Origin of the sequence: Neobacillus thermocopriae, from assembly GCF_010975035.1 — a bacterium.
Taxonomy (GTDB): domain Bacteria; phylum Bacillota; class Bacilli; order Bacillales; family Cytobacillaceae; genus Neobacillus; species Neobacillus thermocopriae.
The window spans coordinates 25,868-41,669 of record NZ_JAAIUV010000017.1; the positions used below are offsets into that span (position 1 = coordinate 25,868).

The 15,802-nt window shown below is 37.5% G+C and carries 13 protein-coding genes and 4 tRNA genes; all 17 read left to right on the forward strand.

The annotated features are described in order from the left end of the window. The first annotated feature begins 12 nt into the window (after positions 1-12). The 17 genes from rpsF (at position 13) to G4Z05_RS11385 (ending at position 15,802) form a co-directional block, all read left to right on the forward strand. Positions 13-300, forward strand: coding sequence for a 30S ribosomal protein S6 (rpsF, locus tag G4Z05_RS11305; RefSeq protein ID WP_038538118.1), 288 nt, complete (start codon positions 13-15; stop codon positions 298-300). Positions 301-362: 62 nt separating this feature from the next. After that, the gene (ssb, locus tag G4Z05_RS11310) at positions 363-860 is read left to right on the forward strand and encodes a single-stranded DNA-binding protein (protein ID WP_163251986.1); all 498 of its coding nucleotides are present in this window, start codon (positions 363-365) and stop codon (positions 858-860) included. A 60-nt stretch (positions 861-920) separates the two neighbouring features. Next, positions 921-1,160 (forward strand): 30S ribosomal protein S18, encoded by a 240-nt coding sequence (rpsR, locus tag G4Z05_RS11315; RefSeq protein ID WP_321175697.1) that lies wholly within the window; start codon positions 921-923, stop codon positions 1,158-1,160. 133 nt (positions 1,161-1,293) lie between these two features. Further along, on the forward strand, positions 1,294-2,238 hold the full coding sequence (locus G4Z05_RS11320; protein ID WP_327990077.1) for a YybS family protein: 945 nt from the start codon (positions 1,294-1,296) through the stop codon (positions 2,236-2,238). Between the two features lie 26 nt (positions 2,239-2,264). Further along, on the forward strand, positions 2,265-4,238 hold the full coding sequence (locus tag G4Z05_RS11325; RefSeq protein ID WP_163251988.1) for a DHH family phosphoesterase: 1,974 nt from the start codon (positions 2,265-2,267) through the stop codon (positions 4,236-4,238). Beyond that, positions 4,235-4,684, forward strand: coding sequence for a 50S ribosomal protein L9 (gene rplI / locus G4Z05_RS11330; RefSeq protein ID WP_163251989.1), 450 nt, complete (start codon positions 4,235-4,237; stop codon positions 4,682-4,684). The genes G4Z05_RS11325 and rplI overlap by 4 nt, the downstream gene beginning before the upstream one ends. A gap of 179 nt (positions 4,685-4,863) precedes the next feature. After that, positions 4,864-6,216, forward strand: a complete 1,353-nt coding sequence (gene dnaB, locus G4Z05_RS11335) for a replicative DNA helicase (protein WP_163251990.1) — start codon at positions 4,864-4,866, stop codon at positions 6,214-6,216. A gap of 405 nt (positions 6,217-6,621) precedes the next feature. Next, positions 6,622-7,914 carry an adenylosuccinate synthase gene (locus G4Z05_RS11340; protein WP_163251991.1) on the forward strand — a complete coding sequence of 431 codons (1,293 nt, stop codon included), beginning with the start codon at positions 6,622-6,624 and terminating at the stop codon, positions 7,912-7,914. 486 nt (positions 7,915-8,400) lie between these two features. Beyond that, positions 8,401-8,476, forward strand: a tRNA-Lys gene (locus G4Z05_RS11345). 12 nt (positions 8,477-8,488) lie between these two features. Continuing rightward, a tRNA-Glu gene (locus tag G4Z05_RS11350) sits at positions 8,489-8,560 on the forward strand. A 65-nt stretch (positions 8,561-8,625) separates the two neighbouring features. Continuing rightward, positions 8,626-8,702 (forward strand) — tRNA-Asp (locus G4Z05_RS11355). 43 nt (positions 8,703-8,745) lie between these two features. After that, positions 8,746-8,818 (forward strand) — tRNA-Phe (locus tag G4Z05_RS11360). Between the two features lie 325 nt (positions 8,819-9,143). Further along, positions 9,144-10,595, forward strand: coding sequence for a M23 family metallopeptidase (locus G4Z05_RS11365; RefSeq protein WP_163251992.1), 1,452 nt, complete (start codon positions 9,144-9,146; stop codon positions 10,593-10,595). Positions 10,596-11,152: 557 nt separating this feature from the next. Then, positions 11,153-11,863, forward strand: coding sequence for a response regulator YycF (yycF, locus tag G4Z05_RS11370; protein ID WP_163251993.1), 711 nt, complete (start codon positions 11,153-11,155; stop codon positions 11,861-11,863). Positions 11,864-11,869: 6 nt separating this feature from the next. Beyond that, positions 11,870-13,699 (forward strand): cell wall metabolism sensor histidine kinase WalK, encoded by a 1,830-nt coding sequence (walK, locus tag G4Z05_RS11375; RefSeq protein ID WP_163251994.1) that lies wholly within the window; start codon positions 11,870-11,872, stop codon positions 13,697-13,699. Continuing rightward, entirely contained in the window at positions 13,696-15,018 is a 1,323-nt protein-coding gene (locus G4Z05_RS11380) for a YycH family regulatory protein (RefSeq protein ID WP_163251995.1), read from the forward strand. Before walK ends, G4Z05_RS11380 begins: the two co-directional genes overlap by 4 nt. Beyond that, the gene (locus tag G4Z05_RS11385) at positions 15,005-15,802 is read left to right on the forward strand and encodes a two-component system regulatory protein YycI (protein WP_163251996.1); all 798 of its coding nucleotides are present in this window, start codon (positions 15,005-15,007) and stop codon (positions 15,800-15,802) included. Before G4Z05_RS11380 ends, G4Z05_RS11385 begins: the two co-directional genes overlap by 14 nt.

Below are 15,802 nucleotides of genomic sequence, written 5' to 3' on the forward strand. Positions count from 1 at the left end.
GAGGTGACTGTGATGAATAAGTACGAAATCATGTACATCATCCGTCCAAACATTGAAGATGAAGCAAAGAAATCTCTTGTTGAGCGTTTCAATAACATCCTTCTTGAAAATGGCGCGGAAGCTGTTGAAACGAAGGATTGGGGTAAACGCCGTCTTGCTTACGAAATCAATGATTTTCGTGATGGATATTATCAAATCGTAAAGACTACTTCTTCTGCAGCAGCAGTACAAGAATTTTCTCGTCTTGCGAAAATCAACGAAGATATCATTCGTCATATCGTAATTAAAGAAGAAGAATAATTTGATGGATTTAAATAAATGTTTCACGTGAAACAGTTCCAAGGGAAAAGGAGTTGATTCTGATGCTGAATCGTGTCGTGCTTGTTGGCCGTTTAACGAGAGACCCTGAACTGCGTTACACACCGAATGGTGTTGCTGTTGCAACTTTTACATTAGCAGTAAACCGTACGTTTTCTAATCAACAGGGTGAGCGCGAAGCAGATTTTATTAATTGTGTTGTTTGGCGTAAGCCTGCTGAAAACGTGGCTAACTATTTAAAAAAGGGAAGTTTAGCCGGTGTAGACGGTCGTATTCAAACCCGTAACTACGAAGGACAAGACGGTAGGCGTGTATATGTAACAGAGGTTGTTGCAGATAGTGTTCAATTCCTTGAACCTAAAGGGGCATCCAGCGGCAATAGAAGCAACGATTTTTACGGTGCTCCTCCAATGGAACCACCGTTTGGTGAAGGCAGTCAGAATCAACGACAAACTTCAAACCAAGGTTATACAAGAGTGAATGATGATCCATTTGCTGGAAGTGGTCAAATTGACATTTCCGATGATGATCTTCCATTCTAAGTATTGGATAAATGATAGTTCGGTTTAAATATTTTTGATTTTATTATTAAAGGAGGGAATATCATGGCAGGACGTAAAGGTGGACGTGCAAAACGTCGTAAAGTATGTTACTTTACAGCTAACGGTATTACTCATATCGATTACAAAGATGTGGATTTACTAAAAAAATTCATCTCTGAGCGCGGTAAAATCTTACCACGTCGTGTAACTGGTACTAGCGCGAAATATCAACGTAAACTAACTGTTGCTATTAAACGTGCTCGTCAAATGGCATTACTACCATTTGTTGCAGGTGAATAATAAGCTGGATAAGATGAAAAGTGAAAAGGCAGTCGGGTGTTCCCGATTGCCTTTTTTACTTGTAATTGTTTGTATTTCAAATTTTATCTATACTAAAATAAAAAATAGGATACCTTACTATAGAGGTGAAGATGTGAAAAATGTTCGTAAGCTGACAGAAGGTGCGATGCTGTTGGCCGTTTTTACCGTTCTTTTATTATTAACCATTTACATACCAGTTGCCGGGGCGGTCGTCAATTTATTTCTCGCCATACCGTTTATTTTGTTTGCTACCAAATATGAGGGACAATGGACCATTGTATTTTTGATTGCATCCATCCTCCTTTCTACCATCGTTGGTTCCTTAATTTCCATTCCTTTGGTATTAATATATGGGATCACGGGGGCTGTTATTGGCTATTTAATTAGAAAAGGGAAAGATAGAAACATTATATTTATCGTAAGTACCCTAGTTGTACTGGTTAACATTATTGGGGGCTATGCTGTAAGTGTCGCTTTTTTTAATATTAATTTCATTAATGATATGATTCATATGATGAGGGAATCTTTGAATTCTTCCGCAGAAATATTAAAAAATTTTGGCCAAGAAAAAGAAGCGACAAAATTGATTAAGCGATTTAATGAAGGATTAGATTTTGTTCATACTTTGCTTCCAACCATATTTGTTGCGATAGCACTTTTCATTGCCTTATTGATTCAATTGGTCTCCTTCCCTATTATAAAAAGATTTGGGATAAAGGTAGAAAAATCTATATCTTTCAAGGATATATGCCTGCCAAAAAGCACGCTTTTGTATCTACTTATTACTTTGTTGGCTAGTATGTTAATCAGCCCGGATAAAGGAACCTTTCTTTTTACGATTTTACTAAATCTTACCTATTTACTGCTATTATTAATGATTTTTCAAGGATATACATTTTTGTTTTATTATTTTGATCATATAGGGATATCAAAGCCTATTGCTATTGTGTTAGCAATTGTCTCTTTCATGATACCGGTATTTCTTTATATAATAGGGATATTAGGTATAATTGATTTAGGTTTTAATTTACGAAAACAGATTGTAAAAAAAGAGTAATAACTATTGTTTTAGGAGATGAAATAATGCCTGCCTATTTAGAAAAGCGGTCTATCCGTTATCCCTTTTACGGGTTAATTTTCCTTACGATTGTACTGCTCATCGTTCTCTCTTACTATAATTGGATTATAAGCCTAGCAGGTCTATTATTAATAGTTCTCCCTGTCTATTACATGGTTACCATTGATAATCAACAAAGGAAGGAAATGGAGGAGTATATTTCTACTCTTTCTTATCGGATAAAAAAGGTTGGCGAGGAAGCTCTGCTTGAAATGCCAATTGGAATTATGCTAATTAATGACGAGTATGATGTTGAGTGGACCAATCCATATCTAGCTTCCTTTTTTGATGAGGATACATTGGTAGGAAAAACTTTATATGATGTGGCGGACAGTTTGATTCCGTTAATCAAGCAGGAAGTAGAAACGGAGATTATTACCCTTCATGACCGGAAATTTCGCGTCATACATAAACCGGAAGAGAGACTATTATACTTTTTTGATGTAACGGAACAAGCAGCAATAGAAAAAATGTATCAGAATGAACGGACTGTAATCGCCATTATCTTTTTAGATAATTATGACGACCTCACACAGGGCATGGATGACCAAATGCGAGGCAGCGTTAATAACCTTGTCACATCTATTCTTAATAAATGGGCTCATGAAAATGGAATTTTCCTAAAACGGATTTCTTCTGAACGATTTATAGCCGTTTTTAATGAAGAAATTCTCTATAGTCTCGAAAAAGGAAAGTTTACGATACTTGATGAAGTAAGGGAAATGACCGCCAAGCATAATGTTTCTTTTACCCTTAGTATAGGGGTCGGGACTGGAGTTTCCTCCTTGCCAGAGTTAGGTTTACTGGCTCAATCTAGTCTTGATTTGGCACTTGGTAGAGGTGGAGACCAAGTAGCCATTAAGCTCCCTAACGGTAAAGTGAAATTTTATGGTGGAAAAACAAATCCAGTGGAAAAAAGAACAAGGGTTAGAGCAAGGGTCATTTCACATGCACTAAGAGATTTAATTATAGCCAGTGATAAAGTCATTATTATGGGACATAAAAACCCTGATATGGACTCTATCGGTGCAAGTATTGGGATTTATAAAGTAGCAGAGCTGAATCAAAAAGATGCTCATATTGTGGTAAATATGAACGAAATAGATAACTCTGTGAAACGCCTGATGGATGAAATTCGTCATCAAGAAAAACTAATCTCACGATTTATAAGTCCTGAGGAAGCATTAGAAATTTCTACGGAGAAAACATTGTTAGTGGTAGTAGATACCCATAAACCTTCATTGGTGATGGATGAAAGATTACTAATGAAAATTGATAATAAAGTCGTCATTGATCACCATCGCCGTGGAGAAGACTTTATTTCAAACCCTCTGCTTGTGTATATGGAGCCTTATGCCTCCTCTACTTCGGAGCTTGTTACTGAATTTCTTGAATACCAGCCAAAACGGGGTAAAATTGAAGTGATAGAAGCTACCGCTCTTCTAGCAGGAATTATTGTTGACACGAAGAGTTTTACCTTAAGAACAGGTTCACGGACATTTGATGCTGCTTCTTATTTACGAGCTCATGGGGCAGATACGATACTAGTTCAAAAGTTTTTGAAGGAAGATGTAAATACATTTATTAAACGTGGTAAATTGATTGAATCTGTCTACTTTTATCATGAAGGAATAGCCATAGCTACAGGTCGTGACGATGAAGTGAATGATCAAGTGATCATAGCTCAAGCAGCAGATATTTTGTTAACGATGGATGGAGTTCTTGCTTCATTTGTTATTGCAAAAAGAGGCGAAGATGTAGTTGGTATTAGCGCACGCTCCTTGGGTAATGTCAATGTACAAGTGATTATGGAATCCTTGGAAGGCGGGGGCCACTTGACAAACGCGGCGACTCAACTGAACGGTCTAACCATTGAGGAAGCAGAAATGAGATTAAAACAAGCCATTGATGATTATTTAGAAGGGAGTAAAAAGGAATGAAAGTAATTTTTCTTAAAGATGTAAAAGGGAAAGGGAAAAAAGGTGAAATAAAAAATGTAGCCGATGGTTATGCTCAAAATTTTTTATTTAAGCAGGGTTTAGCGGTTGAAGCAACAAATGCTAACCTCAGCACGTTAGAAGCTCAAAAGAAAAAACAAGAGAAACTAGCGGCAGAGGAACTTGCAGAGGCAAAAAAACTGAAAGAAAAACTAGATAGCCTTACTGTGGAAATCTCTGCTAAAGCAGGAGAAGGTGGCAGACTATTTGGATCCATTACAACTAAGCAAATTGCTGAGGAATTGCAAAAGAAGCACGGTATCAAAATTGATAAGCGTAAAATGGAATTGCAAGATGCAATCCGTGCGCTTGGCCACACGAAGGTTCCAGTAAAGTTACATCAAGATGTAACGGCGACATTAACCGTCCATGTTAAAGAAACAAAATAAACACACAATCAAAAAGATCTGGAAAATAAACACCAGTTCGAAATTTATCATTACATGATAAAATAGAAAAAGTAATAGATGGAATGTGATCGGTCTAACTGGTCACATTTTTCTTTGTAAGATATGATAATTTTATAGGAATATAAATCATCCTCTATCTTTTAGGAGGTTTTGATAAGATGAGCGATTTATTTGCCGACCGTATGCCTCCGCAAAATATTGAGGCTGAACAAGCGGTATTGGGAGCTATTTTTCTAGAGCCCTCTTCCCTTACATTAGCATCGGAAATCCTGATCCCAGAGGATTTCTATCGTGCTGCCCATCAAAAAATCTTTCATGTAATGCTTAAACTTAGTGATCAAGGGAAAGCTGTTGACCTTGTTACGGTTGCTGAGGAACTGGCAGCGACGAAACTACTTGAGGATACAGGTGGGATTGTTTATTTAAATGAATTGGCAGGTTCTGTTCCAACGGCTGCCAATATCGAATATTATGCTAGAATCGTAGAAGAAAAATCGTTGCTTAGAAGATTAATCCGTACTGCAACGAATATTGCTTCTGATGGTTATACCCGAGAAGATGAAGTTGAAACTCTTTTGGCGGAAGCCGAAAAAAGTATTCTGGAAGTAGCACAGCGAAAAAATGCTGGTGCCTTTCATAATATTAAAGATGTTCTCGTCAGAACGTATGACAATATAGAATTTTTGCATAATCGGGTCGGCGATATTACAGGAATTCCTACAGGTTTCACCGAGCTGGACCGAATGACTGCCGGTTTCCAGCGAAATGACTTAATTATTGTAGGTGCCCGCCCTTCTGTTGGTAAAACAGCGTTTGCGTTAAATATTGCTCAAAATGTGGCCATTAAGGCTGGCGAGAATGTTGCGATTTTCAGTCTCGAAATGGGTGCCGAACAGCTTGTTATGCGTATGTTATGTGCGGAAGGAAATATTGATGCCCAAAGGCTTCGTACAGGAACTTTAACTGATGAAGATTGGGGAAAGTTGACGATGGCTATGGGTAGTTTAGCAAATGCGGGGATTTTTATTGATGATACACCTGGTGTCCGTATTAACGATATCCGCTCAAAATGCCGTCGCTTAAAGCAGGAACATGGATTGGGTATGGTATTAATTGATTATCTTCAACTGATTTTAGGAAGCGGAAGGCCTGGTGAAAACCGTCAGCAGGAAGTTTCGGAAATTTCTCGTGCGTTGAAGCAGCTGGCACGTGAATTGGAGGTACCTGTTATTGCTCTTTCTCAGCTATCTCGTGGAGTTGAGCAGCGTCAGGATAAACGACCGATGATGTCGGATATTCGTGAATCTGGAAGTATTGAGCAAGATGCGGATATTGTTGCCTTTTTATATCGTGATGACTATTATGATAAGGAATCGGAGAATAAAAATATAATTGAAATCATCATTGCCAAACAGCGTAATGGCCCAGTTGGTACTGTACAACTAGCATTTGTAAAAGAATATAATAAATTCGTTAACTTGGAAACTCGTTATGAGGTCCCTGGTGCATAAAATGAAATAGTAAGGAGTCTGTCATAGATAATGACGGACTCCTTTTTTGTAAGCAACTTTTTGTGACTTTGAGAATGGTTTAAAGAAAGCATCTGACGACGGCATGGCTTTGCTTTCCTCCCTACGATCAATTTACATTGAATCACGTCAGTCTCTTCGTGTTTCTTTGAAGTGAACAATTTAGCTCCATCATTCTTTGCATGACCAAAAGTGACTGAATTAGACTATGCATGGGTGACGAAGGAATTTGTGTATTTATTAATAGAGTCAGAGTTTTATACGAACATATTTTAATATAATCATATAAAATGTTCGTGTTTTATTGACTTTTTAGCAGGAGAATTGATAAACTTATGTAAGGAATCAATGAAATTATTGTCTGTTACATTATCGGAGGTGCCTTTCATGTCATCAGTAGTGGTTGTTGGTACACAATGGGGAGACGAAGGAAAAGGGAAAATTACGGATTTCCTTTCTGAGAACGCAGAGGTTATTGCCCGCTATCAAGGTGGTAATAATGCTGGTCATACTATTAAATTCAATGGAGAAACGTATAAATTACATTTAATTCCTTCAGGGATATTTTATAAGGAAAAGATTTGTGTTATTGGGAATGGAATGGTTGTTGACCCGAAGGCACTAATCAAAGAACTTAACTATTTACATGAAAAAGGAATTACAACAGATAATCTACGCATCAGTAATCGAGCCCATGTAATTCTTCCATATCATTTAAAATTAGATGAAGTAGAAGAAGAGCGAAAAGGCGCAAACAAAATTGGAACAACGAAAAAAGGAATTGGTCCTGCCTACATGGATAAGGCTGCGCGTGTCGGTATTCGAATTGCTGATTTGCTTGATCGCGAATTGTTTGAAGAAAAGCTTGTCCGTAATTTAGAGGAAAAAAATCGTTTATTTGAGCGGATTTATGGAACGGAAGGGTTTAAGGTAGAAGATATTTTGGACGAATACTATGAATATGGTCAGCAGATTAAACAATATGTGTGCGATACATCAGTTGTATTAAATGATGCACTTGATGAAGGACGACGTGTTCTTTTTGAAGGAGCACAAGGTGTTATGCTTGATATTGACCAAGGTACTTATCCTTTTGTCACTTCTTCCAATCCTGTTGCAGGTGGTGTGACCATCGGTTCTGGAGTTGGTCCGACTAAAATCAATCATGTAGTAGGGGTATGTAAAGCTTATACAACCCGTGTCGGTGATGGTCCATTCCCAACTGAACTACATGATGAAATTGGTGATCAAATTCGTGAAGTGGGCCGCGAGTATGGTACAACAACAGGTCGTCCTCGTCGAGTTGGCTGGTTCGACAGTGTGGTTGTCCGCCATGCCCGCCGTGTTAGTGGTTTAACCGATCTTTCACTTAACTCCATTGATGTGTTAACTGGCATTGAGACATTAAAAATTTGTACAGCTTATCGTTATAATGGAGAGATTATTACCGAATATCCGGCTAATCTTAAAGTATTAGCACAATGTGAGCCTATTTATGAGGAGATGCCTGGTTGGACAGAAGATATTACTGGTTGTAAATCATTAGATGAACTTCCTGTGAATGCGCGTCATTATGTAGAACGTATTTCTCAATTAACAGGGATTCCATTATCAATCTTCTCCGTCGGTCCAGACCGTAACCAAACAAACGTTGTCCGCAATCCTTGGAGACAGATTTAAAATAGCTTAAAATAAGAATGAGGGGCTCCTCTTCTAAAAGAAGAGCCCTTGTTCCTTTTCAAGGACAAAATTAAAGGAGTGGTTTTATCATTAGAATTAGGATGAAAAAGGTTATTTGTACAAAAAAGTATAGGTGTCTTATGAGAAAAAAATTTTTAAGAACAATTCATTTAGATTGAATTGTAAAAGAGCCTTCTAAAGAAATTTTTTCTCTTTGTTATATGGATATGAACGATTATCTAACAAAAAAACTACTAAACAAAAAAATTAAAAAAAAGTGTTGCCAAAGAGAAACTATCATGATATTATAAAAAACGTCGCAACGATAAGGCGTAAATGATCCATTAGCTCAGTTGGTAGAGCAACGAGCAAAGCCTCTATGAGATACAGCGAGTTGTACACGCCGAGCTGCTTCTTGAATAAGCATACCTGAGGCAGGGACATCTGACAAACGCTTTTCATAGATTAAGGGTTTATTTTAAATAGGAGCCATTAGCTCAGTTGGTAGAGCATCTGACTTTTAATCAGAGGGTCGAAGGTTCGAGTCCTTCATGGCTCACCATTTTCCTTAATTGGCCCCTTGGTCAAGTGGTTAAGACACCGCCCTTTCACGGCGGTAACACGGGTTCGAATCCCGTAGGGGTCATCGGCGAATGGCGGTCAGCAAAAGACAGGCAAGACCGGTCTACTTGTTGACTGCCATATAAATACGGTTTGGTAGTTCAGTTGGTTAGAATGCCTGCCTGTCACGCAGGAGGTCGCGGGTTCGAGTCCCGTCCAGACCGCCATTTTTCTTACATAGAATTTAAATTTAAAAAAATATATAAATATGGCTCAGTAGCTCAGTCGGTAGAGCAAAGGACTGAAAATCCTTGTGTCGGCGGTTCGATTCCGTCCTGAGCCATCCCTAAAGAAGCTTGTTTTATACAAGCTTCTTTTTTTTCAATTTTGGAAAGTATGGTTTAAATTTTGAGAAATGTCTAGCGCTAGTATGTATATTTTATGGGTATTTTTACCTGTATTTCAAAGATAAAACAGGTAAATGTAACTAACGTGTTTCAAAAAATGTAGGAACATGTCATTAATAATACACTTTTATTACATTATAAAGACTATGAATCTTTTTATATTAAACTATGATACATTATAAAAGGCTAAAATTCTGGTCAAACCCTTATACAATTGGAACATGAAATGGAAAGAGGTTTACCGTGGTTTAGGAGGATAATATGTTTTTCTTCAAGAGAGAAACAAAAGCAAAGAAATTTTTCTGGCTTAAAACAATGGTCGCTTCAGCAGTGCTAGCGTCAGTTATTACTTTTACCAATGGGCCTACCGCTTTAGCTGACTCGGCTGATGAGTCAACGATCTACCATGTCTACCTTAATGGTACATATATTGGTAAAGTTACAGATAAAAAAGTGATTGAACAAACGATTGCTGAAGGAGTAAATACAAGTAATGATCTGAATAAATTTTTGGATAGTAAACTTAGACAGCAAATAGAGTATATCCCTGAACAAATTTTTAGTTTATCTGTCAATAACAATGAAACGGTACAGACTTTAAAAGATAGTTTTCAAATTCAAGTTGAGGCTGCCGCTATTTTGATTGATGGCCAGCCTGTAGTATATTTGGAAGATCAAAATCAGGCAGAAGAAGCCATTAGGAATCTTAAACTTCAATATGTATCTGAGGATCAGTTGAAGGAGTATGAGGAGCGCAGTGGCTTGGACAAAAATACAATGCCTCCATTGGGAGAAAATGAAACGCGCATTTTAGACATTCGTATATCGAAAGAAGTTTCAATAGATACACGAACGGTTAAACCGGAAAAAATTATGTCTCCACAAGATGCCGTTACCTTTTTACAAAAAGGTGCGTTAGAAGAGATAAAATATGTGGTTCAAGAGGAAGATGTTCTTGATTCTATTGCTCAAAAGCATGGCTTGGAAATGGAACAATTACTAGCACTAAATCCGGGAATAACAGAAGAAACCACTTTGCAAATCGGACAAGAATTGAATGTTACTGTACCGAAACCTTTTGTCGACGTAATTGTGGAAAAAGAAACAAACTTGATTGAGGAAGTACCATATCCTCAAGAAATACTTGAGGATTCATCCCTTCCAAAGGGACAGACGATAATTGAGCAGGAAGGTCAAAATGGATCACGATCTGTTAACTATTTAATTTTTGAGCAGAATGGGGTAACTGTTAAGAAAGATGTTACGTATGAAAAAATTCTCCAGCAGCCTATAAAAAATATAGTAAAAAAAGGAACGAAGGTCATTTCTTCTCAGGGTGAGGGAAACTTTGCTTGGCCGGCAGTCGGCGGCTACATTTCTAGTAAAATGGGGCAACGTTGGGGAAGATTGCATAAAGGAATCGATATTGCAGGACCAAGCGATCGAACGATTAAAGCGGCAGATAATGGTGTGGTAGTTTCTGCAGGTTGGAGCGGAGGCTATGGAAATAAAATTATTATTGATCATAAAAATGGCTTCCGTACGTTATACGCTCATTTGTCTTCTATTAAAGTTAGTGTTGGTCAAACAGTTTCAAAAGGATCTTCAATTGGAATTATGGGTTCAACAGGGAATTCAACAGGAACCCACCTTCATTTTGAAGTTTATAAAAACGGTCGTCTAGTCGATCCGCTAAACTACGTCAACCGATAATGGTCTCTAGTTACAACTAGAGACTTTTTCTTATGAGAAAAGACAATCTGTGTTCAACTTGATTAAATAGCTAACAACGGAGAGCACATTTACTCTCTTTTCCATGATTGGTTATTTTTAGAGTTTTTAATATCTCAGTTGGAGATCACACAAGGAGCATTAACATCGCACAACCGAAAGCGACAGCTTTTGGGAGGAGGCTTTACGCCGCTGGACAGGGTGCTTCCGCTTTTCTATTAAGATAAGAATGTGTATTTAGGACTTAGAGAATTGTCTAGCTTCAGCACCCTAGCGGCTAGAATCCTTCGGTCTCCGCCCTACGATAAGTCAACATCGAATCGCATACGCTTTTCGTGTTTCCTATATCTCAGTTGGAGACCTCCATGCTTTACGCCGCTGGACAGGGTGCTTCCGCTTTTCTATATGACATAGACGATTGAAAAAGACAAATACTAGTAGATGAATTTATGATATAACAATGGTAAAGTAAAATAGAATACGTGTGAGATTCAATTACTTTTTCATAAAATAGATTTATTAAAAAAGGAGCAATGGTTATGGATAAGAAAATTCTCGTTATTGATGATGAAAAACCAATTGCGGATATTTTACAATTCAACCTGAAAAAAGAAGGTTATGATGTATATTGTGCTTATGATGGAAACGAAGCTCTCCGTTTAGTAGAGGAAATACAACCTGATTTAATTTTATTAGATATTATGTTGCCGCAAAGAGACGGAATGGAAGTCTGCCGTGAAGTCCGTAAAAAATATGATATGCCTATTATCATGCTGACAGCAAAAGATTCCGAAATTGATAAAGTGCTTGGGCTGGAACTTGGGGCAGATGATTATGTGACCAAGCCATTTAGTACAAGGGAATTAATTGCCCGTGTAAAAGCGAACTTACGCAGGCATCAGCAAGTTACTACGCAACCAGAAACAGAAAATGAAACAAACGAAATTGTCGTTGGCTCACTTGTGATACATCCGGATGCCTATGTCGTATCCAAGCGTGGAGAGACTATTGAATTGACACATCGTGAATTTGAATTACTTTACTATTTGGCGAAACATATTGGCCAGGTAATGACAAGAGAGCATTTGCTTCAAACCGTTTGGGGGTATGACTATTACGGTGATGTTCGTACTGTAGACGTAACAGTTAGACGACTTCGTGAAAAAATTGAAGACAATCCAAGCCATCCAGCATGGATTGTAACACGTCGAGGTGTCGGTTATTATCTACGGAATCCTGAACAGGAGTAATGACTGGTGAAAAAAGTTGGTTTCTTTAGCTCGATACATGTAAAGTTTGTCATCATCTATGTCCTCCTTATACTTGTGGCCATGCAAATTATCGGTGTTTATTTTGTCCGACAGCTGGAGGAAACATTAAGGACCAATTTTCAAACATCTATAAAAGAACGAGTGAATTTGCTTGCCTATAATATAAGAGAGGAAATGGAAAAGCAAAGAACACAAGATGATCCCACACTTGAAGAAGATATTAGAAAAATTCTTAGGGATTTTGATGATGCTGGGGATATATCGGAAGTTATGGTCATTGAAAGCAGATCTCTCAAAATACTGGGAACTTCTCATCCAGGAAATCAAGGAGTCGTTGGTCAGAAAACAACTGAGCTCCGCATTAAGCAATCAATGGTATTAGAAGAGGATTTAAGTGCCATTGAAATGGAGCCCCATGGAAGAAATCGGATTTGGGTCCTTTCTATCCCGATAAAATCTGGAAAAAAAGTGATAGGGGCTATTTATTTAGAGGCAAAGATTGAAACGGTGTTTGAACAGATGAAAACCATAAATGGAATTTTTGCCACTGGAACAGCTATTGCCTTATCCATTACGGCACTTCTTGGCATTTTACTTGCCCAGACTATTACTAGACCGATTGCTGATATGAAAAAACAAGCGATGGCCATGGCGAAAGGAAATTTTTCTCGTAAAGTTAAAGTGTATGGAAATGATGAAATCGGAACATTGGCAATCACTTTTAATAATTTAACCAGAAAGCTTCAAGAAGCGCAGGCAATGACAGAAGGAGAAAGAAGGAAACTTTCCTCTGTTCTCTCTTATATGACGGATGGTGTTATTGCTACTGATCGAAAAGGACGAGTCATTTTGATTAATGAACAGGCAGCAGAAATGCTGAATGTTTCACGTGAAACAGTCCTGTCCCAACCGATTGTGTCTTTATTAGATTTAGATGATACGAATACCTTTGAAGACTTGTTGGAAGAAAAGGATTCTTTAATTTTGGATTATAGTACGAAAACGAAAAATTATATTCTTCGGGCCAATTTTTCCGTCATTCAAAAGGAAACAGGGTTTGTTAATGGTTTAATCTGTGTCCTTCATGATATTACAGAGCAGGAGAAAATTGATGCCGAAAGAAGAGAGTTTGTGGCCAATGTTTCTCATGAACTTAGGACTCCATTAACAACGATGAGAAGCTACCTAGAAGCATTAGCGGACGGAGCTTGGCGAGATGAGGAGCTTGCTCCAAACTTTTTGGAAGTAACAAGGACAGAAACGGAACGTATGATTCGACTGGTTAATGATTTGCTCACCCTATCAAAAATGGATAGTACGGATTATCAAATGAAAGTGGAATGGGTGAACTTTATCAAATTCTTCCATCGAATTATTGACCGGTTCGAGATGACAAAGGAACAAAATGTCACCTTTCAACGAAATCTTCCTGATCAAGCGATGTTTGTAGAAATTGATGAAGATAAATTGACGCAGGTTTTATACAATATTATTTCCAATGCTCTTAAGTATTCTCCGGAAGGCGGTCAGGTCACCTTTTCTGTTGAAGAACGAGGAAAATGGATGGTTGTCAGTGTATCAGACCAAGGAATGGGGATACCTAAAAAAAGTATTGGGAAAATATTTGATCGATTTTATCGCGTAGATAAAGCAAGAACCCGAAAAATGGGTGGTACGGGGTTAGGACTTGCTATTGCGAAAGAAATTGTGGATGCTCATGGAGGAAACATCTGGGCGGAAAGTGAGGAAGGAAAAGGAACGACGATTTCTTTTTCTTTGCCATATGAGCGAGCTGAAGAGGATGAATGGTCATGAGATATGAAAATATTAAATCCGTTATCTTAACCATATTAGTATTGGTCAGTATTTTATTAACATGGAATCTATGGACCTATCAGCCTAATTACGATACGATTGAAAACCGTCCGTTTGTCGAATCAGTTACGTTAAGTGATGCAAAAGAAATTGATAAAATTATCCGCCCTGACCGTATTTTATACCATATGAAAAATGAGCATTACGGTACGAATAATACACAGAAACTTGATGCCGTCATCAAGGAATTAACGAAATGGACATTTTTTGATGTGAAAAATTATACGGAGAAGGTAGAAAATATTGACGATCTCATTCATTTAACTGGAAATGCTGAAATTATATTTCCAGGTGAAGTTCCTATTGAATTATATCGAAGAGTACTGAATATTGAGGGGAAAAAAGTTCCTTCCTTTAATTTTAATCGAATTATTATTAGTGTAGATAATTCAGGAGGAGAGAATGGGGTTGTCTACTTTGTTTCTACAGAAAATCAGGAAGTCTATATCAGCCATATATCACCCGCTAATTTAAGCGAGTTTAACCGTAATTTTTATAAGAAAGCGTACCAGTTGCCCCGTTATTTTGCGTACAAACTTTCTGAGGAAACAACATTATTCCTACCAGAAAGTGAAAAGGAGATGTTAATTTATAAATTCTTGCCTGTTACTCTAAATTCAGAGGAATTTAAGGAGGCACTTTTCAGAGATCCAAGTTTTGTTCAAAAAAACACAACTGGACAAATAGAAGAATTTACGAATGATTCAAGTAAAATGACTGTTGACAGTGATAGTAACATTCTTTCCTATGTCAACCCTACTGCTGATGATGATTATGTAGAAGATTCCTATGAATTAGTCAAGCGGAGTATTGATTTTGTCAATGAACATGGTGGGTGGACAGACTCTTATCGCTATGTATATAAAAATGAATATAGTGCAATAACCATATTTCGGCTCTATACCGATGATGGATACCCTGTTTTTCATGACCACGGACTTTCGGAAATCACTGAAGTATGGGGGCGAAATGAAATTTGTCAATATAAACGACCCAATATTTCGCTTGAGCTTCCATTAACTACGGAAATGCAAACGGTGAAACGTCCTTCAGGGCACAAGGTTTTGGAATTTCTTAAGAACCAACGTAACTTTAAATCCGAACTTTTAGAAGACATGGTTTTAGGCTACCGGATGGATAGGGATTCTAAGGATAATCGATTAATCGTTTTGGAGCCTGCCTGGTTTTATCGTTATGATGGCACTTGGAGACAAATTACGATGGAAGACCTAGGAGGTCTTAAACATGGATTGGAGTAAAATAAAAACAATATTTATTATTACTTTTCTTATTTTAGATGTATACCTCCTCTTTCAACTCATGAAAATCCGGGATGCCAATAAATACGAGATTATGACCCCAACTTCTATTGAGGAAAAGTTGAAGAATGATGAAATTAAATTTAAGGATCTTCCAAAGACGGACATTAAAGCACAATACTTTAGTGCAAAACCCAAAATTTTTAATAAAGAAGACTTGACCAAGTTAAAAGGACAAGTAGTCAAGATTAATGAAACAGGTACATCCATTAATTCCGAACTGGAAAAACCCATACAGTTAGGTGAAAAATTTGAACCGGCTGAGCTTGCTTCTTTTGTAAAGGAAAATATCCTTTATGGCGACCAATATCAATTTGGGGAAAGAAACGAAAAAAAGAACACGATCATTTATTATCAGCAATACGACAATGTTCCTTTGTATAAAAATATTAACGGAATGATTGTATTTTATTATAATGCCGACAATCAGATCGTTTCTTATCAACAAACCTATCTGGAGGAATTTGAAAAGCTGACAGAAAAGGAAGTGGTTCTTCCACCTTTAAAAGCGATGGAAACTTTACATCAAAAAGGGGAGCTACAGCCTAAAAGTGAGATTACAAAAGTTGAACTTGGGTATTCTACCCGGATTCAGTTGGCTGCATCGCAAGTATTGGCACCAACGTGGCGTATTGTGGTTAATGATGAAAAAAGCCTTTTTGTTAATGCATTTGAGGGCAAGATCATTGATTTTAATAGTGATGAAAATATAAATGTGGAGTGA

What these genes read in the sequence shown, in the direction of transcription:
- rpsF (WP_038538118.1), top strand. Translation starts at nt 13, where the DNA reads ATGAATAAGTACGAAATCATGTACATCATCCGTCCAAACATTGAAGAT.
- ssb (WP_163251986.1), top strand. Translation starts at nt 363, where the DNA reads ATGCTGAATCGTGTCGTGCTTGTTGGCCGTTTAACGAGAGACCCTGAA.
- G4Z05_RS11325 (WP_163251988.1), top strand. Translation starts at nt 2,265, where the DNA reads ATGCCTGCCTATTTAGAAAAGCGGTCTATCCGTTATCCCTTTTACGGG.
- rplI (WP_163251989.1), top strand. Translation starts at nt 4,235, where the DNA reads ATGAAAGTAATTTTTCTTAAAGATGTAAAAGGGAAAGGGAAAAAAGGT.
- dnaB (WP_163251990.1), top strand. Translation starts at nt 4,864, where the DNA reads ATGAGCGATTTATTTGCCGACCGTATGCCTCCGCAAAATATTGAGGCT.
- G4Z05_RS11340 (WP_163251991.1), top strand. Translation starts at nt 6,622, where the DNA reads ATGTCATCAGTAGTGGTTGTTGGTACACAATGGGGAGACGAAGGAAAA.
- G4Z05_RS11365 (WP_163251992.1), top strand. Translation starts at nt 9,144, where the DNA reads ATGTTTTTCTTCAAGAGAGAAACAAAAGCAAAGAAATTTTTCTGGCTT.
- yycF (WP_163251993.1), top strand. Translation starts at nt 11,153, where the DNA reads ATGGATAAGAAAATTCTCGTTATTGATGATGAAAAACCAATTGCGGAT.
- G4Z05_RS11380 (WP_163251995.1), top strand. Translation starts at nt 13,696, where the DNA reads ATGAGATATGAAAATATTAAATCCGTTATCTTAACCATATTAGTATTG.
- G4Z05_RS11385 (WP_163251996.1), top strand. Translation starts at nt 15,005, where the DNA reads ATGGATTGGAGTAAAATAAAAACAATATTTATTATTACTTTTCTTATT.